The organism is Phytohabitans maris (assembly GCF_031085175.1).
Classification (GTDB): domain Bacteria; phylum Actinomycetota; class Actinomycetes; order Mycobacteriales; family Micromonosporaceae; genus Phytohabitans; species Phytohabitans maris.
Genome location: NZ_JAVHUY010000014.1, coordinates 125,961 through 149,891, shown reverse-complemented (window position 1 = coordinate 149,891; position 23,931 = coordinate 125,961). Strand labels below are relative to the sequence as shown.

Below are 23,931 nucleotides of genomic sequence, written 5' to 3'. Positions count from 1 at the left end.
GCTGACGCGCGCGGGGTGTCCACTTCGGACGCCCCGCGTCGCTATGCGCCCTGTTGCTGCTTGCGCCACCATTTCTGGCCGGACTCGGGCAGGGTGTCGATCGGGTCGTAGTACGGGTAGCGGCGGGCCAGCGCCTCGTCGTCTTCGGGCTCGATGGAGGTGCGGTAGTTCTTGGTCCAGTACGAGATGCCGTGCTCGCGGTCGTACTCGGTGACCATGTGGACCCAGCGCTTGCCGACCAGCGGCACGTCGCAGACGATCCGGGGCGTGGCGTAGCCGGGCAGGTAGCCCATGATGTCGTGCTGCAGCTCCTGGGCCTGCCAGACCGGTACCCGCCAGTGCTCGGCGTTGGGGATCATGTCGCACATGTAGAAGTAGTAGGGCAGGATGCCGGCCTCGCCCTGGAGCGCGAAGCAGAGGTCGAGCAGGTCGGCGCCGGTGGCGTTGACGCCGCGCATGAGCACGCCCTGGTTGCGCACGTCGCGTACGCCCACTTCGAGTGCGGTCTGCGCGGCGCGGGCGACCAGCGGGGTGAGTGAGTTGGCGTGGTTGACGTGGGTGTGGATGGCGAGGTTGACGCCGCGGCGGGCGGCGGTGCGGGCGACGCGTTCGAGGCCTTCGACGACGTCGGGCTGGAGCCAGTGCTGCGGTAGGCCCATGAGCGCCTTGGTGGCGAGGCGGATGTCGCGGATGGTCTCGATGTCGAGCAGGCGCATGAGGTACGACTCGAGGTGTCGCCAGGGGATGTTGGCGACGTCGCCGCCGGAGACGACGACGTCGCGGACGCCGGGGTGGGCGCGCAGGTAGGTGATGTGGGCGTCGTACCGGTCGGTGGGTTTGAGGGTGAGTTTGAGCTTGTCGACGGTGGGTGTGGAGTTGCCGACGAGGTCCATGCGGGTGCAGTGGCCGCAGTACTGGGGGCAGGTGGAGAGCAGTTCGGCGAGGACCTTGGTGGGGTAGCGGTGGGTGAGGCCTTCGGCGACCCACATGTCGTGCTCGTGGAGGGAGTCGCGGGTGGCGTGGGGGTGTGCGGGCCAGTCGGTGCGGCGGTCGGAGGCGACCGGGATCATGTATCGCCGGATGGGGTCGGCGTAGAAGTCTTCGGTCGACATCGTGTTGAGCATCTGGGGCGGTACGAGCATCGACATGGTGGCGCGCTGGGTCTGGTCGGTGGCCAGGTCGTCGTAGAACGCGTCGGGGACCAGGTCGCCGAGGACGGCGTGGAGCTGTCGGGGATTTTTGACGCAGTGGGCGCGCTGCCATTGGGCGGATTCCCACTGGTCGCGGGTGATGTCGCGCCAGCCGGGGAAGCGGGCCCAGTCGGGCTCCACGAGCTCGCGGCGGCGGTACTCGTACGGCTGCCCCACTTCGGCCCCCATGCTAGAAATCATCCTGTGATCTAGTTAATCTACCGTAAGATTTCCCGTGGAAGAGGGCAAGGTTGATTACTTCACCGGTTGGGCTGCATCGCGTGCTGGCGCCGGCGGGGGTGCTCCCGCAGGCGGCGCAGCGGCTGGACGCGCGTGCGGAGGTGGGCGCGGACGAGGTGCGGATCGCGGTCGAGCGGCTCAACCTGGACGCGGCGAGCTTTCGCCAGCTGCGGGAGAAGCACGGCGGTGACGGTGCGGCGGTGCGGGCCGAGGTGCTCGACATCGTCGGGCGGCGGGGCAAGATGCACAATCCGGTGACCGGGTCGGGCGGGATGCTGATCGGCACCGTCGACGAGGTGGGTCCGGCGTCGCCGCTGGGGCTGAAGGTCGGTGACCGGGTGGCCACGCTCGTCTCGCTCACGCTCACCCCGCTGCACATCGCCGGTACGACCTGGGACGGCGGCGGTGAGCAGGTGCCGTGTACGGGGCACGCGATCCTGTTCGCCCGCTCGGTGGCGGCGGTGCTGCCGGAGGATCTGGACTCCCGGCTGGCGCTGGCGGTGCTGGACGTGTGCGGGGCGCCGGCGTTGACGGCGCGGGTGGTGCGACCCGGCGGAGCCGTGGCGGTGCTGGGCGGGGCGGGCAAGAGTGGCTCGCTGTCACTGGCCGCGGCCCGGGCCGCGGGCGCTGCCCGTACCACGGCTGTGGTCGTGGACGAGGCGGAGGCCGCGCTGTTGCGCGGTGCCGGCCTGGCCGACGAGGTGGTCGTCGCGGACGCCCGTGACCCGGTGGCGGTCGCGGCGGCGGTGGGTGAGCCGGTGGACGTGACGGTGGTCTGCGTGGACGTGCCGGGGTGCGAGCACGGGGCGATCCTGGCGACCGCGGCCGGCGGCACGGTGGTGTTCTTCTCGATGGCGACGAGCTTCGCGGCGGCGGCGTTGGGCGCGGAGGGGCTGGCGGCGGACGTGACGATGCTGATCGGCAACGGGTATGTGCCGGGGCACGCGGCGTACGCGCTCGACCTGGTGCGCGAAGTCTCAGCCGTGCGGGAGTTGTTCGAGGGCAGACTGGGCGCATGAGCGACTCCACCTTGTACCGGAACGGGTCCGTCTACAGCCCCGCGGACCCGACGGCGACCGCCCTGCTGGCGCGCGACGGCGTGATCGCGTGGGTCGGGCCGGACGCCGAGGCCCCTTCCGCCGATGTCACCGTGGATCTCGACGGTGCGCTGGTCACGCCGGCGTTCGTCGACGCGCACGTGCATCTGACCGATACCGGGCTGGCGCTGTCCGGGCTCGACCTGAGTGGTGCGCGTTCGGCGGGCGAGGTGTTGGCCGCGGTGGCGGCGTTCGCGGGCAAGCTGCCGGGTGACGCGGTGGTGCTGGGGCACGGGTGGGACGAGACGACGTGGGACGACCAGGCCAAGCCGGAGGCGGCGGCGCTGGAGCGGGCCGCGGGTGGGCGCCGGGCGTACCTGTCGCAGGCCTCGATCCACTCGGCGCTCTGTACGCCTTCGCTGCTCGCGGCGGCGCGCGGTAGGCCGGGTTTCGACGAGTCCGGTTGGGTGCGGCGGGAGGCGCACCACGTGGTGCGGGAGCTGGCGCTCGGCTCGGTCCCGGCGGTCCAGCGGGGGCGGGCGCAGCGGGTGGCGCTGGCGCGGGCGGCGGAGTTGGGGATCGCGGCGGTGCACGAGTGCGGTGGACCGGGCACGTCGGGGGAGGCGGATTTCACCGGGTTGCTCGCCCTGTCCGGTCAGGGGTTTCCCGAGGTGTACGGGTACTGGGGGGAGCTGCTGTCGGCGGCGAAGGCGAAGGAGCTCGGTGCGGTCGGTGCCGGGGGTGACCTGTTCGCGGACGGGGCGTTGGGTTCGCAGACGGCGCACCTGTCGGAGTCCTATCTGGACACGGACGGGTGTGGTCACGGGTACGTGAGCGTCGAGCAGGTCCGGGACCATCTGCTGGACTGCGCGGCGCACGGGGTGCAGGGCGGGTTCCACGCGATCGGTGACGCGGCGATCGGCACGGTGCTGGCCGGGTTCGCGGAGGCGGCGCGAAAGCTGGGGGTGGAGCGGCTGCGGGATGCCCGTCACCGGGTCGAGCACGCCGAGATCGTCAACAAGCGGCTGATCGCGGGTTTCGTCGAGTACGGGATCGTGGCGAGCATGCAGCCGGCGTTCGACCGGTTGTGGGGTGGGGAGTCGCAGATGTACGCGCAGCGGCTGGGGGTGGCCCGGTCGCTGGAGTCGAACCCGATGGGTGCGATGCACGGGGTGGGGGTGGCGCTGGCGTTCGGGTCGGATTCGCCGGTGACGCCGCTGGATCCGTGGGGCGGTGTGCGGGCGGCGGTGCGGCACTTCAACCCGGTGCACCGGATGAGCGTGCGGGCGGCGTTCGCGGCGCATACCCGGGGTGGTTGGCGGGCGTTGCCCAGGGACATCGAGGGCGCGAGGAGCGAGCCCCGCAGTCGCGACCAGCGGGGCTCGGAGGGGGTGCTGGTGCCGGGTGCGCCGGCGACGTTCGCGGTGTGGTCGGTGCCGGCGGGGCTGTCGCACGGGTTGCCGGTGCTGGACGAGCTGCCGGTGTGCCGCCGCACGGTGCTGCGCGGCCGGGTCATCTACGAGGAGTGAGATGTTCCCGGGCTTCGCCCGGGGACCAGGCGCTTCCGGGTTGCGGACGAGGGGCCTGGTCTTCCGGGCGGAGCCCGGGGAGCGGGCAGGAGGGTGCGGCATGGGCAAGCTCGGTCTCGATCCAGTGACCGTGGCGCGGGCGCGGGCGCTCGCGGCGGAGGTCGGGCGGCCCGTGGTGGAGTTGGCGCGCTCGCACACGACGGTGTCGGTGGAGCGGGCGGTGCTACGGCTGGCGGGGGTGACCGGCGCCGACCCGGACGGGATCCCGTGGGTCAACCGGCTGGTCGACGCGGTCGCGGCCGACGTGGGGTTGGGGCACGGGGTGGCGTTGCCGGTGTTCGACGCGCTGCTGCGCGAGGGTCTGGACGACGTGACGCTGCTGGCGCAGAAGGCGGCGGCCGGTTCGGTGCGGTTCGCGGTGCCGGCCCGGGCCGCCGCGTCCCGGCGGGCGGCGCTGCGGCAGGTGCGGGCCGGTCTGCGTCTGGTGGACCGGCGGCGGGCCGAGCGGGAGCGGCTGGTCAGGCGCCTCGGCGACGCGCCGCGCCGGCCGTGGATCTACCTGATCGTGGCGACCGGTGACATCTTCGAGGACATCCCGCAGGCGCAGGCGGCGGCCCGGGCGGGCGCGGACGTGATCGCGGTGATCCGGTCGACGGGGCAGTCGCTGCTGGACTACGTGCCGGAGGGGGCGACGCGGGAGGGGTTCGCCGGCACGTATGCGACGCGGGAGAACTTCCGGCTGATGCGGGCGGCGCTGGACGAGACGTCGCGGGAGCTGGGCCGGTACGTGCGGCTGACGAACTACGCGTCGGGGCTGTGCATGCCGGAGATGGCGGTGCTGGCCGGGCTGGAGCGGCTGGACATGATGTTGAACGACTCGATGTACGGGATCCTGTTTCGTGACATCAACCCGGTCCGTACGTTCGTGGACCAGCGCTTCTCGCGGCAGGTGCACGCGCGGGCCGGGATCGTCATCAACACCGGTGAGGACAACTACCTGACGACAGCGGACGCGGTCGAGGCGGCGCACACGGTGACGGTCAGCCAGTTGTTGAACGAGTACTTCGCGCACGAGGCGGGGTTGGCGGACTGGCAGCTGGGGCTGGGGCACGCGTTCGAGATCGACCCGGATCTGCCGGAGTCGTTCCGGTTGGAGCTGGCGCACGCGCTGCTGGCCCGGGAGCTGTTCCCGGACGCGCCGCTGAAGTGGATGCCGCCGACCCGGCACATGACCGGTGACGTGTTTCGGGGCAACCTGCTGGACGGCTTCTTCAACCTGGTGGGTGCGCTGACCGGGCAGGGGATCCTGCTGGTGGGGATGATGACGGAGGCGGTGGTGACGCCGTGGCTGTCCGACCGGGACATCGCCCTGCAGAACGTGCGCTACGTGCTGGGCGCGGCCGGTGGCTTGCACGAGGACTTCGTGCCGGCGCCGGGTGGGTTCATCCAGCGGCGGGCGCACGAGGTGTTGCGGGAGGCGGTGGCGCTGCTGGGGCGGATCGCCGAGGGTTCGCTGCTGGACGCGATCGCGGACGGGACGTTCGGCATCATGAAGCGCCCGGCGGACCGGGGCAAGGGCCTGGACGGGGTGGCCGCCCACGAGGCCGACTACTACAACCCGGCGACCGAGCTTCTGGAGGCGGCGTGACTGGGCGGGTCGTGCGGCCGTACGGGGATACGACCGGGGACGGGATGGTGCAGGTGTCGTTCACGCTGCCGGTGGCGCACGACAAGCGGGCCGAGGGGGCGGCGCTGCAGTTGGCCGGGAAGATGGGTCTGGATCCGGCGATGCTGGTGCACGCGCGGCAGATGGGGGACGGTTACACGTTCTTCGTCGTGTACGGGCGGGTGCACCACCTGGTCGACCTGGGGGCGGTGCGGGTGGCGGAGCGGGACTATCCGTTGCTGTCGGCCAAGGAGGTCAACACGGCGGTGAAGCGGCGGCTGCGGCGCAAGCTGTCCGTGGTCGGCGCCTGTATCGGCACGGACGCGCACACGGTGGGGATCGACGCGATCCTCAACGTCAAGGGGATCGCCGGTGAGAAGGGTCTGGAGTACTACCGGGAGCTGCGGGTGCTCAACCTCGGCGCCCAGGTGACGGTGCCGGAGCTGGTGGAGGCGGCCCGGGTGGAGCGGGCCGACGCGGTGCTCGTCTCACAGGTGGTCACGCAGCGGGACGCGCACCTGCACAACGTGCGGGAGATGTCGGCGGCGTTCCGTGAGGCGTTCCCGGCCGGGCGGCGGCCGCTGCTGGTGGCGGGTGGGCCGCGTTTCGACGAGATGATGGCCGGGGAGCTGGGTGTGGATCGGATCTTCGGACGTGGCACCACCCCGCGGGAGGTGGCCAGCTACCTGGTGCACGCCCTGGCTGCCGAGAAGAAGGCAGCCGAGAAGAAGGTGGTGGCGGCGTGAGCGTCGGGCTGACGGTCACCCACCGGCGGTACGTGCCGTACGCGAACGCGCACTACGCCGGTGACCTGGTCGACGGGGCGTACGCGCTGGGGCTCTTCGGCGACGTCGCCACCGAGGTGTGCATCCGGATGGACGGCGACGAGGGGCTGTTCGCGTCCTATTCGGACGTGCAGTTCCGGGCTCCGGTGCGGGCCGGTGACGTCGTGGAGGCCACCGCCACCGTGACCCGGGTGGGCACGCGCAGCCGCACGCTCGAGTTCTCCTGCGTGGTCGTCTGCCGCGGGTCCGGCGGGTCCGGCGCGGCCGTGCTCGACCCGCCGGTGGTGGCGGTCACCGCCGTGGGCACCGTCGTCGTGCCGTGAGCGTCGTCGCCTGCGCGGACGTCGGCTCCACCTACACGAAGGTGGCCGTCGTCGACGCCGGCGACGGCCGGCTGGTGGCGACCGCCGCCCACCCCACGACCGTCCCCGATGTCATGACCGGGCTCGGCGCCGCGGTCCGGGCCGCCACCGCGGGGCTGCGGGCCGCGTCGATTCCCTGGTACGTGTGTTCGTCCGCCGGTGGCGGTCTGCGGCTCGCGGTGGTGGGCTTCGAGCGGCTGGTCACCGCGGAGGCGGGACACCGGGTGGGCCTGTCGGCGGGGGCCCGTGTGGTGCACGTCGCCGCCGGGCCGCTGGACGCCGCGGGGGTGCGGGACCTGCGTGCCGCCCGCCCCGACGTGGTCCTGCTGGCCGGTGGTACGGACGGCGGTGACGCCGAGGTGCTGGTGCACAACGCGCGGCGGCTGGCCCGTAGCCGGTGGCGGGTACCGGTGGTGGTGGCCGGCAACGCGGACGCCGCCGGCGAGGTCGGGGCCGTCCTCGGTGGAGCGAGCATTGTGGACAATGTGCTGCCGCGGATCGGTGTGCTGCGGGCGGGGCCGGCGCGGGCGGCGATCCGGGAGGTGTTCCTGCGGCACGTGATCGGCGGGCGGTTCGGGGCGCGGTTCGCGCGGCTGGTGCGGGCGGCGACCCCGGACGCGGTCCTGGCCGGCGTGGAGCTGCTCGCCGACCGCACCGGCCGCGGGCTGCTCGTGGTCGACGTGGGCGGGGCCACCACCGACGTGTACTCGGCGCTGCCGCCGGGGGCGGAGCGGCCCGCCGAGGCGGCCGGCACCCTCCCCCGGGCCCGTACCGTCGAAGGGGACCTGGGCGTGCGGTGGAGCGCGCCGGGCGTCGTGGCGGCCGCCGCGGCGGAGAAGTTGCCGCACGACGCCGCGCTCGCCGAGGCCGCCCGGCTCCGCGCCGCCGACCCGGCCCTGATCGGCGACTCAACCCTGAGCGCCGAATCAACCCCGGCCGGTGACCCAACCTCGGCCGGTGACCCGAGCCTGAGCGGTGGGTCAGCACTGACCGGCCGCTCAAGCCTGACTGGCGGCTCAGCGCTGAGCGGTGGGTCAGCTTTGAGTCGCGGCTCAGCGGCCGGCGTGGACCTGCGGCTCGCCACCATCGCGGCGACCGTGGCGGTGCGGCGGCACGCGCGCGGGGAGGCGGGCGGCTTCGGGCGGCGGGACCTGCGCGAGGTGTCCGTGGTGGTCGGCTCGGGCGGTGTCCTTCGCCATTCGCCGGCCGGGGACGCGCGCGGCGTACTCGATGCGGTTTTGTCCGACCACGGCGGCGGGTGGCCGCTGCCGCGGGCAGCGGCCACAGTGGTCGATCGGGAGTGTGTGCTGGCGGCGGCGGGCCTGCTGGCGGCCGACCACCCGGCGGCCGCGTTCGCTCTCCTGCATGATCACCTGTGCGGCGGGTGACCGCTGAAACACGCCGGGCGTCGACACGCCGCAGTGGTTGACAGCGCACGGGGGGCGGCACGTACCGTCTTTAGGTCCTACAACGGGGAGCGGCTGTTGTTCGCTTCGTCCCTTCGCCAGCTGGCCAAGCAAGCCGACACCAGGTCCAGCGGGCGGGGGTCGGCGGGGCGGCGCGGACCGGCCGAGGAGCTGAGTCGGTGCTACGGCAGGGGGGTGACCGCGGCCAGTAGACAACGGCGGCGCGGGGGCAGCCAGCATTCGTCCCGTCGGTCCGAAGGTCGTGGAGATCAACTGTCGCACCGGACCCGGGTAGGGCCTGGGAGCATCGGGGTGCCGCTACGGCGGCGCCCCGATTTTCCGTCTCGGCCCGCCCCCGTCGCGTCGTTCCCGGGACCAGCGGTCGCCGCCCGCGGGGCTGGGCTGGTCCCGCTCGCTTCGCTCGCCAGCGTCCCACGACCGGCTCCCGCCGCCCGCGGGCGCTAGGCTTCGGCAGGTGACCATGGTGGAGCCCGCCGAGACTGCGGCGTCCGAGGCCGACTCTCCCGAATCGCAGCGGCGGGAGGCCCCGCATCCCCTCCCGCTGGCCGCGGGCGCGGCGATGGCGGTCGCGGCCGGGGTGGCGCTGCTGCTGTCCTTCCCCACCTACGGGGTGTGGTGGCTGGCCCCGGCCGGTGTCGCGCTGCTGGCCGCGGCCGTGCACCGGCGCCGGTTCCGGGCCGGGCTGGGGCTGGGGGCGCTCGCCGGGCTGGTGCTGTTCCTGATGCTGCTGAGCTGGACCAACCTGCACACCGGGCTGGCGCCGTGGCTGCTGCTGTCGGGTCTGCAGGCCGCGTTCGTCGCGCTGCTCGGCGGCGCCGGCGCCTACGTCTCGCCGCTCGTCGACCGCTTCCGCTGGGCGTGGCCGCCGGCGACCGCGCTGCTGTGGGTGGCGCAGGAGGCGCTGCGCGACCGCGCCCCGTACGGCGGTTTCCCGTGGGGGCGGCTCGCGTTCAGCCAGGACGGCTCCCCGCTGGTGCGGCTGGCCGCGCTGGGTGGGGCGCCGCTGGTCACGTTCGGGGTGGCGCTCGCCGGCGGGCTGCTGGTCACCGCCGCCTGGCGGCCGTGGAACCTGTGGCCGGCCCGCCTGGCCCGCGGCCGGCTGGTGCTCTCCGCCGCCGCGCTGGCCGCCGGCGCCGTCGCGGTGCCCGCCGCCGGGCTGCTCGTACCCACCGCGACGCCGGGCGGCGCCCCGGTCACCGTCGCCATCGTGCAGGGCAACGTGCCCCGGATGGGGTTGGACTTCAACGCCCAGCGCCGCGCCGTCCTGGAAAACCACGTCACCGCCACCATCGCGCTCGCCGGGCGGGTCGCCGCCGGGCAGGAGCCGCAGCCGGACCTGGTCGTCTGGCCGGAGAACGCCAGCGACGTCGACCCGCTGCGCGACGCCACCGCCGCCGCCCGCATCTCCGACGCCGCCGCCGCGATCCGCGCCCCGATCCTGGTCGGCGGCATCCTGCGCGGCCCGGCCACGGGCGAGGTCCGCAACGTCGGCATCCTGTGGCGGCCCGGCGCCGGCCCCGACCTGGACCAGACGTACGTGAAGCGGCATCCGGTGCCGTTCGCCGAGTACATGCCGCTGCGCGACGTCGCCCGCCTGGTCAGCAAGGAGGTCGACCGGGTGGCGGACATGGTGGCCGGCGACCGTCCCGGCGTCGTGCGGACCGGGCCGGTCGCGGTCGGCGACGTCATCTGCTTCGAGGTCGCCTACGACGGCATCGTCCGGGACACCGTCACCAACGGCGCCGGGATCCTGGCCGTGCAGACCAACAACGCGACGTTCGACGTCGCGGAGGCGCGCCAGCAGATGGCGATGGTACGGCTGCGTGCGGTCGAGCACGGCCGGGAGTCGTTGATGGCCTCGACCGTCGGGGTGTCCGGCTTCGTCACCGCCGACGGAAAGGTGCACCAGGACACCGGGTTCAACACCCAGGAGGTCGTGGTACGCCAGCTGCGCACCGCCGACGCGCGCACGCTCGCGACCCGGCTGGGCGTGTGGCCGGAGGTGCTGCTGGTGGGGCTGGGGATCGTGTTGCTCGCCGGGGCGGTCGTGGTGCGCCGTGGCTGACTCCCTTGTGGACGCCTACCTGGCCCGGATCGGCGCCGCCCGCCCGGTGCCGGACGCCGACGGGCTGCGGGTGTTGCAGCGGGCGCACCTGGGGACGGTGCCGTTCGAAAACCTCTCCATCCACCTCGGCGAGCCGATCGACCTCGCCACGCTGCCCGACAAGATCGTGGCGCGGCGGCGGGGCGGGTTCTGCTACGAGCTCAACGGCGCGTTCGCGCAGCTGCTGACCGCCCTCGGGTACAGGGTGACGCTGCACTCGGCCCGGGTGTGGGGCGGCGGCCGGTGGGGGCCGCCCTTCGACCACCTGGTGCTGCGGGTGGAGCTGGCCGAGCCGTGGCTGGTGGACGTGGGCTTCGGCCGGTTCGCGCACTACCCGATGGTGTGGCGGTCGCCGGCGCCCTGGCTGGATCCGGCGGGGACGTTCACGTTCGTCGAGCGTGACGTCGGCGACATCGAGGTCGTGCTGGACGGCGAACCGCAGTACCGGATCGACCCGCGCCCGTACCAGCTGGCCGACTTCGCCCCCACCTGCTGGTGGCAGTCCACCTCACCGGACGCGCACTTCACCCGCTCGCTGACCTGCTCGATGCTCACCCCGGACGGCGGCCGGGTGACGTTGAGCGGCGACCGCCTCATCGTCACCGATCCCGCCGGCGGCCGCGACGAGCAGCGCCTGGACGGCGACGCCGCGGTCCTGGCCGCGTACCGGGAGCGTTTCGGCCTGGCCCTGGACCGGGTACCGCGCGTGGCGCGCTAGCTGACCTACCACGGATGGCCCGAACCCTCGCTGGCCACCGTTCGGCGGCCCGTGGCCGACACGGCCGTTTCCGCGACCCGACGTCGAAACCCCCGGGCCGCAGCGGACCGGCGCGGGATACGAACCGCGGAGGGTGCGGCCGCGGTGGTCCAGGCCCAATGCCACTCGGTGTGCACCCCGAACGACCGGGACGATCCCATGATCGGCTCGCCGAGATGGGCCCGAGGCGGAGATCATGTACTTCGCTGTACCTCTAGATGATCTACTCCAAGGGTGGGTTCGCTCAGCGGTACTGGAAGTACGTTATGGCGGCCTCATAACGTACTTCCAGTACCGCTGAGCAGAGACTCGGTCCTTGATCGACGGCCATTGCCGCCCTGACGCCCCGGGCGGGCCCGTCGGGCCGGGGGTGTGGTTGCCGAGTGCGGAGGGTGAGGCCGCGGGAGTTGCCCTGTGTCAACCTCCCTTGTTGGTCTTGCTGGTTTTGTCTGGGTTGATCAGGTGTTGGAGGGCGCGGTGTTGGTCGGGGTCGTAGGCGGTGTTGGTGGTCCAGCATTTCCAGATCACGTCGAGCCAGGCGCGGGCGAGGATGCGGACCGCGTGGGGGTGGTCGCATCCGCGGGCGCGGGCGCGGTCGTAGAGTTGGGCGGCCCAGGCGTTGGCGTGGCGGCTGTCGCCGGCGAAGTCGCAGACGGCGTCGCGTAGTTGTTTGTCGACGGCCCAGCGGAACGAGACGATGCGTTGTCTGCCGGATTCGCGGGTGGACGGGGCCACGCCGGCTAGGCAGGCCAGGGAGTTGGCGGTGGGGAACCGGCCGCGGGCGTCGCCGATCTCGGCCAGCCGGCCGCGCGGGGACGGCCGCGGCGCGCGGAGCGTGGCATCCTTGATGGATGGGACGGGCAATCGCGTTGGGCGTGCCGCTGGTGGCGATCGCGGAGATCGTCGTCTTCGTCCTGGTCGGCACCGGGATCGGCTACGGCTGGGCGCTGCTGGCGGTGCTGGCCGCCTCGTTCCTGGGCATGATGCTGCTGCGCCGCGAGGGCATGCGCGCCTGGCGGGGCTTCATCGCCGCCGCCAACGCCGGCCAGCACCCGGGCGAGCGGGTCATCGACGGCATCGTCGGGCTGGGCGCCGGCGTGCTGCTGACCGTGCCCGGCTTCCTGACCGCCCTGGCCGGCCTGCTCCTGCTCACCCCGCCGGCGCGTTCGGTCGCCCGGCGCGGCGTGCAGCGCTGGACCGAGCGGCGCGTCTCCGCCGCGGTCGCCGGCGACCTGTTCGGCCCGCGCAAGGTCAAGGTGCAGCGCGGCGCCCCGGACACCGACGACGCCATCGAAGGCGAGATCGTCTGACCCGCCGGGCGCGCGTCTCCTTGCCTCGCAGCGGGGTCCGCAGCCTCGCAGCGGGGTCGGCACCGAGGTCCCGCAGCGAGGGGAGCAGCGGCGTGACAAGGGCCGGCCCGGATGGCACGAAAATGGCCCCCGCCAGTGGCGGGGGCCATTAGACGCGGTTGGCGTCAGGCGGAACGGCCGCGCCGGGCGCGGACCTCCTCCAGGCGCTCGGCCAGGATGTCCTCGAGCTCGGCGATCGAACGCCGCTCCAGCAGCATGTCCCAGTGGGTGCGCGGGGGCTTGGCCTTCTTCTGCTCCGGCTCACTGCCGTCCACCAGGCGTGCCACGCTGCCGTCGAACTTGCACTCCCAGGTCATCGGGACCTCGGCGTCAACGGCGAAGGGCACCTCGAACTGGTGTCCCTTGGCGCAGAGGTACTCGCGGGTCTGTCGCGGGGCCAGCTCGGTGTTGCGGTCGGACTCGTAGCTGACTGCTCCCAGACGGCTCCCGCGCAGCATGCGCTCGCCCATGATCGGCTTTCCCCTCGGTCGTGGTGCTGGTCTTCACTTTTGTAACGACAGGGGTCGGTCGGACGATTCCCGACCGGCCCCCAGGTGTTTCGACTCGGTGAACGCTATCGAGGGTAGCGGGTGGATCTTCGTGTTGAGCGACACCGCGGTGACGCTCGGACAGCTACGACCTATTCGTCCGATTTTCCCGTTCTACAGCGCACCCCTTCGAGGGAGTCGATCAGGGAGTTCGTGGGCGAACCGCCGGGCGACACACCCACCAGGTCCCTGATCAACCGCTGATGGGGCCGGGGGCTGGTCCCGCCGGGGCCAGGTTGGCCAGCGCTGAGGCCAGGTCGGTCACCTGGGCCGACAGTTGGGTCGCCCGGGCCTGGGCGGCGTCCCGCTCGGCGAGCGCGGCGGTGAGGCGTACCCCCAGGTCGGCGGCGCGCCCCTCGGCGGAGGTGGCCTTGTCGCGGATGAGCCGCAGCTGCGCGGAGATCCGGTCTTTCTCCGCCTCGGCGGCGGCGAGGCGGGCGCGGGACTGCTCGGCGGCGGCGTTCGCGGCCTCCGCCTCGGCCCGGAAGCCCTCGGCCGCCGACCGCGCCGTCTGCGCCTCGGAGCGGGCCTGCCCGGCCGCCGCGGCCGCCGCCTCGCTCTCGGCCCGGAACGCGTCGGCCTGCTCCACCGCCTCCGCCGCCGCCCGGGACACCTGCTCGGCGTGGACGCGCATCGCGTCCCGCTCGCGGATGGTCTCGGCGAGCTGGTGGCGATCCACGTCACGTTCCTGCCGTAGCGTCGCCGCCTCCGCCCGGGCCGCGTCCCGGTCCCGCTCGGCCTGCAGCCGCAGCGCGTCCGCCGCGGTCGCCGCCCGCTGGGCCTGCTCCCGTGCCGCCTCGGCCGCCGCGGCCAGCTCACCCGCCGTCGCGGCGGCCCGCGCCGCCTCGCCCTGCGCGGTGCGGGCACGCTCCTTCTCGTGTACGGCGGTGGCCCGCTCCTGCTGCGCCCGGGCGAGCCGCTCGGCGGCGCCGTCGGCGTCGCGGCGGGCCTCGTCGCGTTCGGCCTGGGCGGCGGCGATCTCGGCGGCCGCCTCCGCCCGCACCTCGGCGACCTGCCGGTCGACGCCGGCCGGGGAGAGCTCGGCGTGCAGCGCCTCGGTCAGCGTCTCCACCGCCTGGTCGAGCCGGTCGACCACCTCCCAGGCCCGGGACACCTGCCCGGCCAGGCCGGGCGCGTTGCGGTGCCGCATCCGGACGTTGCGGGAGGCCTTCTGGCAGGCGCCGTCGTTGTCGCGGCAGTACCGGAACGGCCGGCCGGCGCTGGCCCGCTGCGGCACCGGCTTGCCGCAGTGCGTACAGGGGCGGGTCTCGACAGGAGCGTCCATCGGGCCCGCAGTCTAGTGCCGAAACGCGGCCAAGGCCGGCATCCCACGGCGAAGGCGCGTTTCATGTACTCCCACCGTCTCCCACGCCGTGACCGTATGGCCTCACCCCGGGTGGGGCCAGAGGACGCTACGGTGGCAGCGTGGTCGGGCGCGGGGCGGCGGGAGTGTGGGGCGGCCCGCACGATCCCGCTGCTGGCGGTGGTGGCGCCCGGGCCGCGGGAGTTCTCGTTTCGCAGCGCCAACCTCACCCACGGCCGGCTCACCGCCTACGCGGCCGACGGGCGGGAGCTGGCCGCGTTCACCGAACTGACCGAACGGAGTGACCCGTGACCCCCGACGCCGAAGCCTTCCTGCGCCGCGCCATCGCCCTCGCCGCCGAGGCGCGGCGCGGCGGCGACCCACCGTTCGGGTCGCTGCTGGTCGGGCCGGGCGGCGAGGTGCTCGCCGAGGAGCGCAACTCCAGCATCACCGACGACGACATCACCGCCCACCCCGAGCTCAAGCTCGCCCGCTGGGCCGCCCGGCACCTCGACGCGGAGACGGCGGCGGCCACCACGATGTACACCAGCTGCCAGCCCTGCCCGATGTGCGGCGGCGCGATCGTCCGGTCCGGGCTGGGCCGGGTCGTGTTCGCCCTGGCCGGCGAGCAGCTCGACGCCCTCAAGCCCGGCGGCGGCTGGCCGCTGGTGCCGCAGGAGGGCCCGGCCCTGTACGACGAGGCCAGCGCGGTCGTCGCCGGCTACTACTGACCGCGGTCCGGCAGCGGGAACGTGACCCGCACGGTGGTGCCCCGCCCGGGCGCCGAGGTGACCCCGGCGGTGCCGCCGTGCGCGGTCACGATCGCCTCCACGATCGCCAGCCCCAGACCGGACGAGCCGCCGCCGTCACGGCCGCGGCTGGGATCGGCGCGGTAGAAACGCTCGAACACGCGCGGCAGATGCTCCGCCGCGATCCCGTCCCCCGCGTCGCGTACCGCCACGACCACCTCGCCCTCGCCCTCGCCGGCGGTGACGGTGACGGTGACCGGCGTGCCGGGCGGGGTGTGCTGCACCGCGTTGCCGACGAGGTTGCGCAGCACCTGCTGGATGCGCGGGCCGTCCCCGTCGACGACCGCCTCGGCGACGCCGTCCAGGGTGATGGCGCGGTCGGCGCTGACCACCCGGGCGTCGTCCACCACCTCGCCGGCCAGCGCGACCACGTCGACCGGAGCGCGGTCCAGCGGCCGGGCCGCGTCGAGGTGGGCCAGCAGCGCCAGTTCGTTGACGAGCAGCCGCATCCGGCCCACCTCGGCCTGCATCCGTTCCATGGCGTGGTCGAGCTGGTCGGGGTCGCGCAGGCCGCCCTGCACGTACAGGTCGATCCAGCCGTGCATCGTCGTCAGCGGCGTACGCAGCTCGTGGCTGGCGTCGGCGACGAAGCTGCGCAGCCGCTCCTCGGCCCGCCGCTGGGCGTCGAACGCCTGCTTGACCGCCACGGCGACCGCGGCTTCCGGGCCGGCCAGCAGCGCGATCAAGGCCAGCCGCCACCGCGAGGAACGGTTCATCGCGGCACCGGCCGCAGGCTGTACCCGAACCCCCGCACGGTGTGGATCAGCGACGGCCCACCAAAGTCGATCTTGCGGCGGAGGTTGGAGACGAACCGCTCGACCACGCCCGCGTCGCCGCCGAAGTCGTACTGCCAGACGTGGTCCAGGATCTGCGCCTTGGAGACCACCCGCCCGCTGTTGGCCAGCAGGTAGCGCAGCAGCCGGAACTCGGTGGGGGACAGCTCGACCGGACGCCCGCCCCGGGTCACCACGTGCCGGGCCTCGTCCATCTCCAGGTCGCCGCAGCGCAGCACCCCCTCCGGTACCTCCGGCGGCACCCGCCGGGCCCGCCGCAGCAGCGCCTCCAGCCGCGCGGCGACCTCCACCACGTTGAACGGCTTGGTGAGGTAGTCGTCGCCGCCCAGGCGCAGCCCGCGTACCCGGTCGTCGAGCTCGTCGCGGGCGGTCAGGAACATCACCGGTACGTGGACGCCGCGCGTACGCAGCAGGTGCAGCAGGTCGAAGCCGTCCGTGCCGGGCAGCATCACGTCCAGCACGACCGCGTCGGGCGGGCGGGCCCGGATCGCGGCCAGGGCGGCCGGCACGTCGGCGGCCGCCTCGACCTCGAACCCGGCGAACCGCAGCGCGGACAGCAGCAGCTCGCGCAGCCCCGGATCGTCGTCCACCACCAGGATCCTGTCCACGCGTCCTATCTCACCATCACGCTCTCCGCCGTAGCGGGCGCCGGCCCGCCCAGCCGCGCACCCTCCACGTCGAGGTCGGGCAGCAGCCGGTCGAGCCACCGCGGCAGCCACCAGCCGCCGTGCCGGGCCAGCGCCAGCACCGCCGGTACGAGCGTCATCCGGATCAGGAACGCGTCCAGCAGCACGCCCACCGTGAGCGCGAAGGCGATCGGCTTCAGCGTGGCGTCGCCACCCGGGATGAAGCCCGCGAAGACCGAGACCATGATCAGGGCGGCGGCCGCGACCACCCGCGCCGAGGCCCGGAACCCGCGGGTGACCGCGCGTCCCGGGTCGCCGCCCCGGGCGTACTCCTCGTGCATCCGGCTGACCAGGAAGACCTCGTAATCCATCGCCAGGCCGAACAGCACCGCCATCAGGATGATCGGCATGAAGCTGATCACCGGCCCGGTGCGCGGCACCCCGACCGCGTCGGCGAACCAGCCCCACTGGAACACCGCGACCACCGCGCCGAGCGTCGCGCCGACCGACAGCAGGAAACCCGCCGTCGCCTTCAGCGGCACCACCAGCGACCGGAAGGCCACCATCAGCAGCAGGAACGCCAGACCCACGACGAGCAGAGCGAAGGGTACGAGCGACGCGCTCAGCAGCTCGGAGATGTCGATGCCGATCGCGGTCACACCGGTCACCCCCACCGACGGCCCGCCGGCGGCCTCCAGGTCGGCCACCACCCGTTCGGTGCGTTCGTCCTGCGGCCCGGTCCGCGGGATCACCGTCAGCAGCGCGTACCGGCCGTCGGCCGACAGCTGCGGGCGTCCGGTGGCGGCCACCCCGTCCACCGCGCCGAGCTTGCCGGCCAGCGCCGTGGCGGCGGCCCGCTTGTCGGGTTCGTCCGCCAGGTCGGCCAGGACCAGCAGCGGGCCGTTGAAGCCCGGTCCGAACGCCTCGGCCGTCAGGTCGTACGCCTGCCGCTGCGTGCTGCCCGCCGGAGCCGAACCGTTGTCGGTCAGCGCGAGCCGCAACCCCGCCGCCGGTACGGCCAGCACGCCGAGCGCCGCGACGACGGCGAGGGTGGTGACCAGCGGCCGGCGGGTGACCAGCCGGACCCAGCGTTCGCCCATCGTGGGGCGGGCGTCCGCGGCCTCGCGCCGGACGGTCCGCGAGCCGGGCTTCGGGCGCAGCCGCTCCCCGGCCAGCCCCAGCACGGCCGGGATCAGGGTGACCGCGACCAGCACCGCGACGACCACGGCGGCGGCCGCGGCCAGTCCCATCGCGGTCAGGAACGGGATCCGGACGACGGCCAGCCCGGCCAGGGCGATGACCACGGTGAGACCGGCGAAGACCACGGCGGTACCGGCCGTGCCGACCGCGCGGGCCGCGGACTGCGCCACGCTCAGGCCGGACGCCAGCTGCGACCGGTGCCGCGCGACGATGAACAGCGCGTAGTCGATGCCGACCGCCAGCCCGAGCATCAGGGCCAGGGCCGGCGCGGTCGTCGGCAACGTCAGCACGCCGGTGACCGCGGCCAGGCCGGCGACCGTCGCGCCCACCCCGAGCAGCGCGGTGAGCAGCGGCAGCCCGGCCGCCACCAGCGAACCGAACGTGATGACCAGCACGACCAGCGCGATCAGCAGGCCGGCGGCCTCGGTGCCCTGACCCTCCTCGGCGTCGGTGTACGCCGGCCCGCCGAGCTCCACCCGCAGCCCGGCCGCCCGGGCCGGCCCGAACACCTCCCGCAGCGCGTCGAGGGAACCGTCCGCCAGGTCGGCGCGCTCCCGCTGGTAGTCCACCGTGGCCAGGGCGACCCGGCCGTCCGGCGAGACCAGGTTGGCGGCGAACGGGTCCACCACCCCGGCCACCTGCGGCACCTTGGCGGCGGCGGCCAGGGTTCGCTCAATGACGGCCCGGTGCCGCGCGACCCGCTGGCCGGCGGGGGCGACGAACACCACCTGCGCCGAGGTGCCGGCCGTGGCCGGGAACCGCTCGTCGACGGTGTCCAGGGTCCGCTGGGCGCGCGAGCCGGGGATCGAGAAGTCGTCCTGGTACGAGCCGCCGGCGGTGGCGGCGAGCGCGCCGGCGGCGAGGACGGCCAGCCAGGCCACCAGGACGAGCCGGCGCCGCCGGTGCGCCCAGGCACCGAGCCGGTAGAGCGATGCGGCCATGCGGTGGACTCCCGTGGTCGTGGGTCGAGGAGCCCCCATCGCACCGCCGGTGGCTGACGGTCCGCCGCCCACCAACCTGACGGTTGCCTGAGCGTTCGTCCCTGTGCCGTCCGTCAAACGCCGCTCTTGGATTACCGCATTGCCATTACCGGTAATCCAACAATCCAAATAGAGCGTTGCGGGGCGCGCATCATAATGACGGCTATGAAGCGTAAAGACTCAGGCTGGTGTAGTAGTCGGGGTGCGTGACTCGTATCGCTCACCCGCTGGCCGCGGCCGGGGGCGTCAGCGGGCGTCCCACCGGGCCTTCGACTCGGCCAGACCCTCGGGCGTTTGGGACGCGGCGCGTTCGGCCGCCTGGCGGGCGCGCCACCGCCGCTGGGCCTCGGCGTTGCAGACCCCGCACTGCCGGCGTAGCCGGCCGGTCGACGGGTCGAGCTCGCGCTGGTGACCGTTGCGGCAGGTGGGGGCCTGCGCGCGGGACCGGCAGTTTTCCGCGTGGCTGACCTGGCGAAGGTGGGTGGGCTCGACGCAGTCCTTGACCCCGCAGGTGTGGTCGACCTCGAGGTGAGGGTCGATCGGGCCGACGAAGACCGCGTACGCCACTATGTGCGCCCAGGCCCGCCCGGCGATCTTCTGGTGGACGCCGCGCTGGCTTCCGTAGCCCCGCACGATCAGGCAGCCGTCCGGGCGCCGCGTCGAGCGGGCCAGCAACAGGGCGCGCAGCGACTCCGGCGTGTGATGCCGGGACACTCCGCCGACGTGGTCGAGCACGCCCTCCAGCATGAGCCACGGCCGGGAAATGCGGTGCCCGGCGCCACGCCGGTCCGGTACGGTCGCCGGCATGCCGCCACCCAGAGATCGACCGCCGTTCGTCGCGGACGAGCGCACCCAGCTCGTCGGCTGGCTCGACATGCAGCGCGCGATCGTCCACTACAAGTGCGCGGGACTGTCCGAGGTGGACGCCCACCGGATCGTGCTGCCCACCTCGCCGCTGATGACCGTCGCCGGGCTGATCTCGCACCTGCGGTGGACCGAGCACGGCTGGTTCGAGGTGCTGTTCCTCGGCGGGTCGTACGCGGACAACCCGCAGTACCTGGAGGAGCCCGAGGACGCCGACATGCGCGTCGAGGCCGGGGCGTCCCTGGCGAAGCTGCTCGACGAGTACGACCGGCAGTGCCAGCGCTCCAACGAGATCGTGGCCGCGCACCCGCTGGACGAGGTGGGCCGCCACCCGCGGTTCCGGTCGGCGCAGGCCACGCTGCGGTGGATGCTCATCCACATGGTCGAGGAGACCGCGCGGCACGCCGGGCACCTCGACGCGATCCGCGAGCTGCTCGACGGGGAAACGGGCTACTACTGACCGATCCGGTGCAGCTGGACGTCACCGAGCAGACCGGACCGCACCGTCGCGGTCAGGAATGTCGCATACGGCTGGCGGCGGCGGTCCGTCGGCGAGCCGGGGTTGAGCAGCCGCGGGCCGCCCGGGGCGACGGTGTCCCACGGGATGTGGGAGTGGCCGAAGACCAGCACGTCGACATCGGGGAAGCGGGCCGCGCAGCGTGCCTCCCGGCCGGCGGCGGGACCGGTCTCGTGCACCACCGCCAGCCGCAGGCCGCCCAGGTCGGCGCGGGCGACCTCGGGCAGCCGGGCCCGCAGGGCGGGACCGTCGTTGTTGCCGTACACGCCGATCAGCCGGGCGGCCCGGCTGCGCAGGGTGTCGAGCGCGTCCACCGACACCCAGTCGCCGGCATGGACGACGACGTCGGCCGCGTCGACCGCGGCCCACAGCGGTGCGGGCAGGTCGCGGGCCCGGGCCGGCAGGTGGGTGTCCGACGTGATGACCAGGCGCACCCCGCCAGCCTAGGACCCGCCCCGGACGACCCGGCACCGCCGGGCGGGCGAGCGGCCGTCGAGATCGTGGTACGCAACAGCCCCCGCGCGGGCGGATCCGTACCACGATCTGCTGGGACGGTCCGGTGCTGAGCCGTGAACGTCGCGATCCGGGCGGGACCGGCGGGGTGAGATCGCCCACGGCGGAGGGTGAGGCCGCGGGAGCGACGGTCCGGACCACGGCGGGCGTCGCGGTAGCTCAGATCGGGGTGCCTTCGAAGGCCCGGATCCGCTCCCGGAACGGGCGCCGCGACAGTGCGGCGAGCACGGCCGTGAGCAGGTCGGCCACGGGCATCGGCAGCTCGGCGTCGAGCTCGCGCATCGCGGCGCTGGTGGCGGCCCACTCGGCCTCGATCGCCGGCAGCAGCGAGCGGGCGCGGCCGGTGAGCGTCACGATCCGCTGCCGCGCGTCGGTGCCGGGCGCCAGCTCGACCAGGCCGGCGCGGGTCATCTGGGCGACCGTCTGGCTGGCCGCCGAGTGGGTGACGCCGACCGCCGCGGCCAGGTCGCGGATCGGCATCGGGCCGGCGGCGACCAGTGCGCGGATCGGCGGGGAGAAGCGCGGCCGGTAGTCGGGCAGGCCGGCGTCGCGGTAGACGGCGGCCACGTCGCCGTCGAGCAGCTCCAGCACGTGCCGCATCAGAGTGCCCACGGCGTCGCGGTCCGGTGTCACCCGGCTAATGTAACAGCGCTGTTAGATTGGGGGAGTGATGTACCCGCACATCGAGCCGTACGCGCACGGGCTGCTCGACGCCGGCGACGGCCACCCCGGGCTGGCCGAAGCCTGCCTGGACGCGCTGCGACGGTTTCAGACGCCGTGACCGGAGACCCGGCGCACCGTCCCCTCGGCCAGGCCGTAGGAGAGGCCGACCACGCCGAGGCGGCCCTCGGCGAGCCGGTCGGCGATCACCTGGGAGCGGCGGACCAGCAGGTCGACCGTGTACCGGATGTGCTCCTCCACGGCCGCGTCGGCGTCGGCGAGGGCCTGGCCGCGGACCGCGAGCACGCTCAGCATCACCCGCTCCACCACGTCCCGGACGAACCCGTCCGGGGTGGTGCCGTGCCGCACCGCGTCGTACGCGGCCGCGATCGCCCCGCACGAGTCGTGCCCGAGCACCGCGATCAGCGGCGTGTCCAGGGCCGCCACCGCGTACTCGATGCTGCCCAGCACCTCCGCCCCGACCACCTGCCCGGCGGTGCGGACGACGAAGAGGTCACCCAGCCCGCGGTCGAAGATGATCTCGGCGGCGAGCCGGGAGTCGCTGCACCCGAACAGCACCGCGAACGGCCGCTGCGCCGGCGCGAGCGCCGCCCGGTGGTCGGCGTCCTGGTGGGGGTGGAGCCGCTCGCCGGCCACGAACCGCTTGTTTCCCTCCACCAGCAGCTGCAGCGCCGACGCCGGCGTCGCCGGCCACTCACTGCCGATGCCGTCGTCCATCCCGCACACTCCCGCGCCGCCAGTCCGGTCCCGTCTCCAAGGAGTCTGCCGGTTCGGGCTTGACGTTGGACCATACTCCAAGGTTTACGTTGGTCACATGACCACGACGTTGCGCGGGCTGCGGGTCGGTGAGCTGGCGAAAGTGGCCGGGGTGCCGGCCGACACGGTGCGGTACTACGAGCGGGCCGGGCTGCTGCCGGCGCCGCGGCGCACCGCCGGCGGCTACCGCGCGTACGACGGGGGCGCGCTGGACCGGCTGAGGTTCATCCAGGGCTGCCAGCGGCTCGGGCTGCGGCTGCGGGACATCGCCGACCTGCTCGCCATCCGCGACACCGGCACCTGCCCGTGCGAGCCGGCCGAGCAGCTGCTGCGCCGGCGGCTGGCCGAGGTCGACGCCGAGATGGCCCGGCTCTCCGCGCTGCGGGAGGAGATGGCGGCGATGGTCGAAGCGCTGCCGTCCCGGCAATGCCCGCCGCCGGCGCCGGGGACCTGGTGCGGACCGGAGCGGGAGGAGGTGAGCGTGTGATGACCAAGCGGGACTGCTGCGGTGGCTGCTGTGGCGGCGGCTGCTGCTAGTGCACCTCCTGCGGACCGCCGAGCGCGCCGGCGGCCCGCGTGCCCCGGCCGGCCAGCGCGGCGCCGGGTCACGGCGCCAACCGTGACCGGACCTGTCCTAACTCGCTCCTACCGTGGAGGGCATGACGCCCTTGCGGACCGACATCCCCGACCGCCTCGCCCGTACCCCCCCGGCCGCCCGCCGCCACGGTGGCGCGGTGAAGGCGCTCACCTGGGCGCAGGTGGTCGCCCGCCGCCTCGAACGGCACGGGCTGGCCGCCCCCGCCACCGACCTGCCCGCCGCGGTGAGCGCGATGTGCGGCGCGCACGCCCAGGTCATGTCCGCCGCCGAGGCGTCGATCGGGGTACGGGTCGCCGGCGCCACCCGCCTCGACGTGCGGCGGGCGCTGTGGGCCGAGCGCACGCTGGTCAAGACCCGCGGCCCGCGCGGCACCGTGCACCTGCTCGCCACCGCCGACCTGCCGATGTGGACCGGTGCGCTCGGCGCGCTGCCGTCCCCGCCGTACGCGACCGGCGCCAACGCGCTCATGACCCCCGCCCAGGTCGACCGGGTCGTCGCCGCGGTCGGCGCGGCGCTCGCCGACGCCGAGCTGACCAGCGAGGAGCTGACCGCCGAGGTGGTCGCCCGGTGCGGGCCGTGGGCCGGCGAACGGGTGATGGAGGCATTCCAGGACCGGTGGCCGCGGTGGATGCAGGCGATGGAGGTCGCCACGCGGCGCGGGGCGATGTGCTTCGGCCCCAACCGGGGACGGCAGACCACGTACACCAGCCCGGCCCGCTGGCTGCCCGGCTTCCAGGCCGCGCCGCCGGACCAGGCGCTGTCCACGCTGGTCCGGCACTACCTGCACGGGTACGGGCCGGCCACGCCCGCCCACTTCGCCAAGTGGCTGGCGATCGGGCAGCGCACCGCCCAGGAGCTGTTCGCCGCCGCGGGACTGGAGGAGGTCACCGTCGACGGCGCGCCCGCCTGGGTGGTGGCCGGCGACACGGACATGCCCGCCGGGCGGCCGCGCGGGGTGCGGCTGCTGCCCTACTTCGACGCGTACGCGATCGGCTGCCACCCCCGCGACAAGGTCTTCCCCGGCCGCGCCGGCGAGCGGGCGCTCAACCGCGGCCAGGCCGGCAACTTCGCGGTCCTGCTCGTCGACGGCACGGTCGCCGGGATCTGGCACCAGCGCCGCTCCGGCAAGCGGATCGCGGTGACGGTCGAGGCGTTCGGCACGCTCAGCCCGGCGCGGCTCAAGGCGCTGGGGGAGCAGGTCGAGCGGCTGGGGGAGATCCTCGAAGCCACCCCCACGCTGACGCTCGGCGAGGTCACCGTGGGCGGCCACGCCTGACGTGACCGGTATATGCGGGG

General features: G+C 74.0%; 25 protein-coding genes and 1 pseudogene. 15 read left to right on the top strand and 11 right to left on the bottom strand.

The genetic code is table 11. The annotated features are described in order from the left end of the window. Positions 1 to 41 precede the first annotated feature (41 nt). On the bottom strand, positions 42 to 1,379 hold the full coding sequence (locus RB614_RS16975) for a KamA family radical SAM protein (RefSeq protein ID WP_308713476.1): 1,338 nt from the start codon (positions 1,377 to 1,379) through the stop codon (positions 42 to 44). Positions 1,380 to 1,444: 65 nt separating this feature from the next. Here RB614_RS16975 and kdd point away from each other — a divergent pair, with 65 nt between their 5' ends. The 9 genes and pseudogenes from kdd (at position 1,445) to RB614_RS16935 (ending at position 11,058) form a co-directional block, all read left to right on the top strand. Further along, positions 1,445 to 2,449: an L-erythro-3,5-diaminohexanoate dehydrogenase gene (gene kdd / locus RB614_RS16970; protein WP_308713528.1), complete on the top strand. Its 1,005-nt coding sequence runs from the start codon at positions 1,445 to 1,447 to the stop codon at positions 2,447 to 2,449. Further along, entirely contained in the window at positions 2,446 to 3,996 is a 1,551-nt protein-coding gene (locus RB614_RS16965) for an amidohydrolase (RefSeq protein WP_308713475.1), read from the top strand. Before kdd ends, RB614_RS16965 begins: the two co-directional genes overlap by 4 nt. Positions 3,997 to 4,096: 100 nt before the next feature. Then, positions 4,097 to 5,644, top strand: a complete 1,548-nt coding sequence (kamD, locus tag RB614_RS16960; RefSeq protein ID WP_308713474.1) for a lysine 5,6-aminomutase subunit alpha — start codon at positions 4,097 to 4,099, stop codon at positions 5,642 to 5,644. Beyond that, positions 5,641 to 6,408 (top strand): lysine 5,6-aminomutase subunit beta, encoded by a 768-nt coding sequence (gene kamE, locus RB614_RS16955; protein ID WP_308713473.1) that lies wholly within the window; start codon positions 5,641 to 5,643, stop codon positions 6,406 to 6,408. Before kamD ends, kamE begins: the two co-directional genes overlap by 4 nt. Next, positions 6,405 to 6,770, top strand: a complete 366-nt coding sequence (kal, locus tag RB614_RS16950) for a 3-aminobutyryl-CoA ammonia lyase (protein WP_308713472.1) — start codon at positions 6,405 to 6,407, stop codon at positions 6,768 to 6,770. Before kamE ends, kal begins: the two co-directional genes overlap by 4 nt. After that, positions 6,767 to 7,702 (top strand): annotated as a pseudogene (locus tag RB614_RS16945) (glutamate mutase L); the annotation flags it as partial. The gene kal and the pseudogene RB614_RS16945, both read left to right, overlap by 4 nt. 171 nt (positions 7,703 to 7,873) lie before the next feature. Further along, positions 7,874 to 8,197, top strand: a complete 324-nt coding sequence (locus tag RB614_RS44305) for a glutamate mutase L (RefSeq protein WP_428983029.1) — start codon at positions 7,874 to 7,876, stop codon at positions 8,195 to 8,197. Between the two features lie 499 nt (positions 8,198 to 8,696). After that, positions 8,697 to 10,301, top strand: a complete 1,605-nt coding sequence (gene lnt, locus RB614_RS16940) for an apolipoprotein N-acyltransferase (protein WP_308713527.1) — start codon at positions 8,697 to 8,699, stop codon at positions 10,299 to 10,301. Continuing rightward, on the top strand, positions 10,294 to 11,058 hold the full coding sequence (locus RB614_RS16935) for an arylamine N-acetyltransferase family protein (protein WP_308713470.1): 765 nt from the start codon (positions 10,294 to 10,296) through the stop codon (positions 11,056 to 11,058). Before lnt ends, RB614_RS16935 begins: the two co-directional genes overlap by 8 nt. 456 nt (positions 11,059 to 11,514) lie before the next feature. Here RB614_RS16935 and RB614_RS16930 read toward each other — a convergent pair whose 3' ends face one another. Then, positions 11,515 to 11,961 carry a transposase gene (locus tag RB614_RS16930; RefSeq protein WP_308713469.1) on the bottom strand — a complete coding sequence of 149 codons (447 nt, stop codon included), beginning with the start codon at positions 11,959 to 11,961 and terminating at the stop codon, positions 11,515 to 11,517. Between RB614_RS16930 and RB614_RS16925 the strand changes: the two genes are divergently transcribed. After that, entirely contained in the window at positions 11,949 to 12,407 is a 459-nt protein-coding gene (locus RB614_RS16925) for an FxsA family protein (RefSeq protein WP_308713468.1), read from the top strand. The genes RB614_RS16930 and RB614_RS16925 overlap by 13 nt on opposite strands. Before the next feature lie 164 nt (positions 12,408 to 12,571). Here the strand turns inward: RB614_RS16925 and RB614_RS16920 are convergent, their stop codons facing one another. Then, entirely contained in the window at positions 12,572 to 12,916 is a 345-nt protein-coding gene (locus RB614_RS16920; RefSeq protein ID WP_173036160.1) for an RNA polymerase-binding protein RbpA, read from the bottom strand. 271 nt (positions 12,917 to 13,187) lie between these two features. Further along, positions 13,188 to 14,279 (bottom strand): coiled-coil domain-containing protein, encoded by a 1,092-nt coding sequence (locus RB614_RS16915; RefSeq protein ID WP_308713467.1) that lies wholly within the window; start codon positions 14,277 to 14,279, stop codon positions 13,188 to 13,190. Between the two features lie 132 nt (positions 14,280 to 14,411). Between RB614_RS16915 and RB614_RS16910 the strand changes: the two genes are divergently transcribed. Beyond that, positions 14,412 to 14,609, top strand: a complete 198-nt coding sequence (locus tag RB614_RS16910; RefSeq protein ID WP_308713466.1) for a hypothetical protein — start codon at positions 14,412 to 14,414, stop codon at positions 14,607 to 14,609. Next, entirely contained in the window at positions 14,606 to 15,028 is a 423-nt protein-coding gene (locus tag RB614_RS16905; protein WP_308713465.1) for a nucleoside deaminase, read from the top strand. The genes RB614_RS16910 and RB614_RS16905 overlap by 4 nt, the downstream gene beginning before the upstream one ends. Here the strand turns inward: RB614_RS16905 and RB614_RS16900 are convergent. The 4 genes from RB614_RS16900 to RB614_RS16885 all read right to left on the bottom strand — a co-directional run bounded on the left by RB614_RS16900 (position 15,022) and on the right by RB614_RS16885 (position 19,513). Continuing rightward, positions 15,022 to 15,822, bottom strand: a complete 801-nt coding sequence (locus tag RB614_RS16900) for a sensor histidine kinase (protein WP_308713464.1) — start codon at positions 15,820 to 15,822, stop codon at positions 15,022 to 15,024. The two genes, RB614_RS16905 and RB614_RS16900, sit on opposite strands and share 7 nt — an antisense overlap. Further along, entirely contained in the window at positions 15,819 to 16,508 is a 690-nt protein-coding gene (locus RB614_RS16895) for a response regulator transcription factor (protein WP_308713463.1), read from the bottom strand. The genes RB614_RS16900 and RB614_RS16895 overlap by 4 nt, the downstream gene beginning before the upstream one ends. A 5-nt stretch (positions 16,509 to 16,513) precedes the next feature. Then, positions 16,514 to 18,667, bottom strand: a complete 2,154-nt coding sequence (locus tag RB614_RS16890) for an MMPL family transporter (RefSeq protein WP_308713462.1) — start codon at positions 18,665 to 18,667, stop codon at positions 16,514 to 16,516. A 285-nt stretch (positions 18,668 to 18,952) separates the two neighbouring features. Beyond that, positions 18,953 to 19,513, bottom strand: a complete 561-nt coding sequence (locus tag RB614_RS16885) for an HNH endonuclease signature motif containing protein (RefSeq protein ID WP_308713461.1) — start codon at positions 19,511 to 19,513, stop codon at positions 18,953 to 18,955. Here RB614_RS16885 and RB614_RS16880 point away from each other — a divergent pair. Then, entirely contained in the window at positions 19,512 to 20,030 is a 519-nt protein-coding gene (locus RB614_RS16880) for a DinB family protein (RefSeq protein ID WP_308713460.1), read from the top strand. The genes RB614_RS16885 and RB614_RS16880 overlap by 2 nt on opposite strands. On the opposite strand, the gene RB614_RS16875 is transcribed toward RB614_RS16880, so the two are convergent. From RB614_RS16875 to RB614_RS16865, 3 genes are all read right to left on the bottom strand, one after another. Further along, on the bottom strand, positions 20,024 to 20,521 hold the full coding sequence (locus tag RB614_RS16875; RefSeq protein WP_308713459.1) for a metallophosphoesterase family protein: 498 nt from the start codon (positions 20,519 to 20,521) through the stop codon (positions 20,024 to 20,026). The two genes, RB614_RS16880 and RB614_RS16875, sit on opposite strands and share 7 nt — an antisense overlap. 238 nt (positions 20,522 to 20,759) lie before the next feature. Further along, positions 20,760 to 21,233 carry a MarR family winged helix-turn-helix transcriptional regulator gene (locus tag RB614_RS16870; RefSeq protein WP_308713458.1) on the bottom strand — a complete coding sequence of 158 codons (474 nt, stop codon included), beginning with the start codon at positions 21,231 to 21,233 and terminating at the stop codon, positions 20,760 to 20,762. 135 nt (positions 21,234 to 21,368) lie between these two features. Continuing rightward, complete coding sequence (locus RB614_RS16865; protein WP_308713457.1) at positions 21,369 to 21,998, bottom strand: carbonic anhydrase; 630 nt, start codon at positions 21,996 to 21,998, stop codon at positions 21,369 to 21,371. A gap of 97 nt (positions 21,999 to 22,095) precedes the next feature. On the opposite strand from RB614_RS16865, the gene RB614_RS16860 reads away from it, so the two are divergent. Both RB614_RS16860 and RB614_RS16855 read left to right on the top strand, forming a co-directional pair. After that, the gene (locus tag RB614_RS16860) at positions 22,096 to 22,524 is read left to right on the top strand and encodes a heavy metal-responsive transcriptional regulator (RefSeq protein WP_308713456.1); all 429 of its coding nucleotides are present in this window, start codon (positions 22,096 to 22,098) and stop codon (positions 22,522 to 22,524) included. 172 nt (positions 22,525 to 22,696) lie between these two features. Continuing rightward, on the top strand, positions 22,697 to 23,911 hold the full coding sequence (locus tag RB614_RS16855) for a winged helix DNA-binding domain-containing protein (RefSeq protein WP_308713455.1): 1,215 nt from the start codon (positions 22,697 to 22,699) through the stop codon (positions 23,909 to 23,911). Positions 23,912 to 23,931: the final 20 nt, after the last annotated feature.

What these genes read in the sequence shown, in the direction of transcription:
- RB614_RS16860 (WP_308713456.1), top strand. Translation starts at nt 22,096, where the DNA reads ATGACCACGACGTTGCGCGGGCTGCGGGTCGGTGAGCTGGCGAAAGTG.
- RB614_RS16880 (WP_308713460.1), top strand. Translation starts at nt 19,512, where the DNA reads ATGCCGCCACCCAGAGATCGACCGCCGTTCGTCGCGGACGAGCGCACC.
- RB614_RS16915 (WP_308713467.1), bottom strand. Translation starts at nt 14,279, where the DNA reads ATGGACGCTCCTGTCGAGACCCGCCCCTGTACGCACTGCGGCAAGCCG.
- RB614_RS16920 (WP_173036160.1), bottom strand. Translation starts at nt 12,916, where the DNA reads ATGGGCGAGCGCATGCTGCGCGGGAGCCGTCTGGGAGCAGTCAGCTAC.
- RB614_RS16885 (WP_308713461.1), bottom strand. Translation starts at nt 19,513, where the DNA reads ATGCCGGCGACCGTACCGGACCGGCGTGGCGCCGGGCACCGCATTTCC.
- RB614_RS16865 (WP_308713457.1), bottom strand. Translation starts at nt 21,998, where the DNA reads ATGGACGACGGCATCGGCAGTGAGTGGCCGGCGACGCCGGCGTCGGCG.
- RB614_RS16925 (WP_308713468.1), top strand. Translation starts at nt 11,949, where the DNA reads ATGGGACGGGCAATCGCGTTGGGCGTGCCGCTGGTGGCGATCGCGGAG.
- RB614_RS16975 (WP_308713476.1), bottom strand. Translation starts at nt 1,379, where the DNA reads ATGGGGGCCGAAGTGGGGCAGCCGTACGAGTACCGCCGCCGCGAGCTC.
- lnt (WP_308713527.1), top strand. Translation starts at nt 8,697, where the DNA reads ATGGTGGAGCCCGCCGAGACTGCGGCGTCCGAGGCCGACTCTCCCGAA.
- kamD (WP_308713474.1), top strand. Translation starts at nt 4,097, where the DNA reads ATGGGCAAGCTCGGTCTCGATCCAGTGACCGTGGCGCGGGCGCGGGCG.
- RB614_RS16855 (WP_308713455.1), top strand. Translation starts at nt 22,697, where the DNA reads ATGACGCCCTTGCGGACCGACATCCCCGACCGCCTCGCCCGTACCCCC.
- RB614_RS16890 (WP_308713462.1), bottom strand. Translation starts at nt 18,667, where the DNA reads ATGGCCGCATCGCTCTACCGGCTCGGTGCCTGGGCGCACCGGCGGCGC.
- RB614_RS16965 (WP_308713475.1), top strand. Translation starts at nt 2,446, where the DNA reads ATGAGCGACTCCACCTTGTACCGGAACGGGTCCGTCTACAGCCCCGCG.
- RB614_RS16900 (WP_308713464.1), bottom strand. Translation starts at nt 15,822, where the DNA reads ATGAACCGTTCCTCGCGGTGGCGGCTGGCCTTGATCGCGCTGCTGGCC.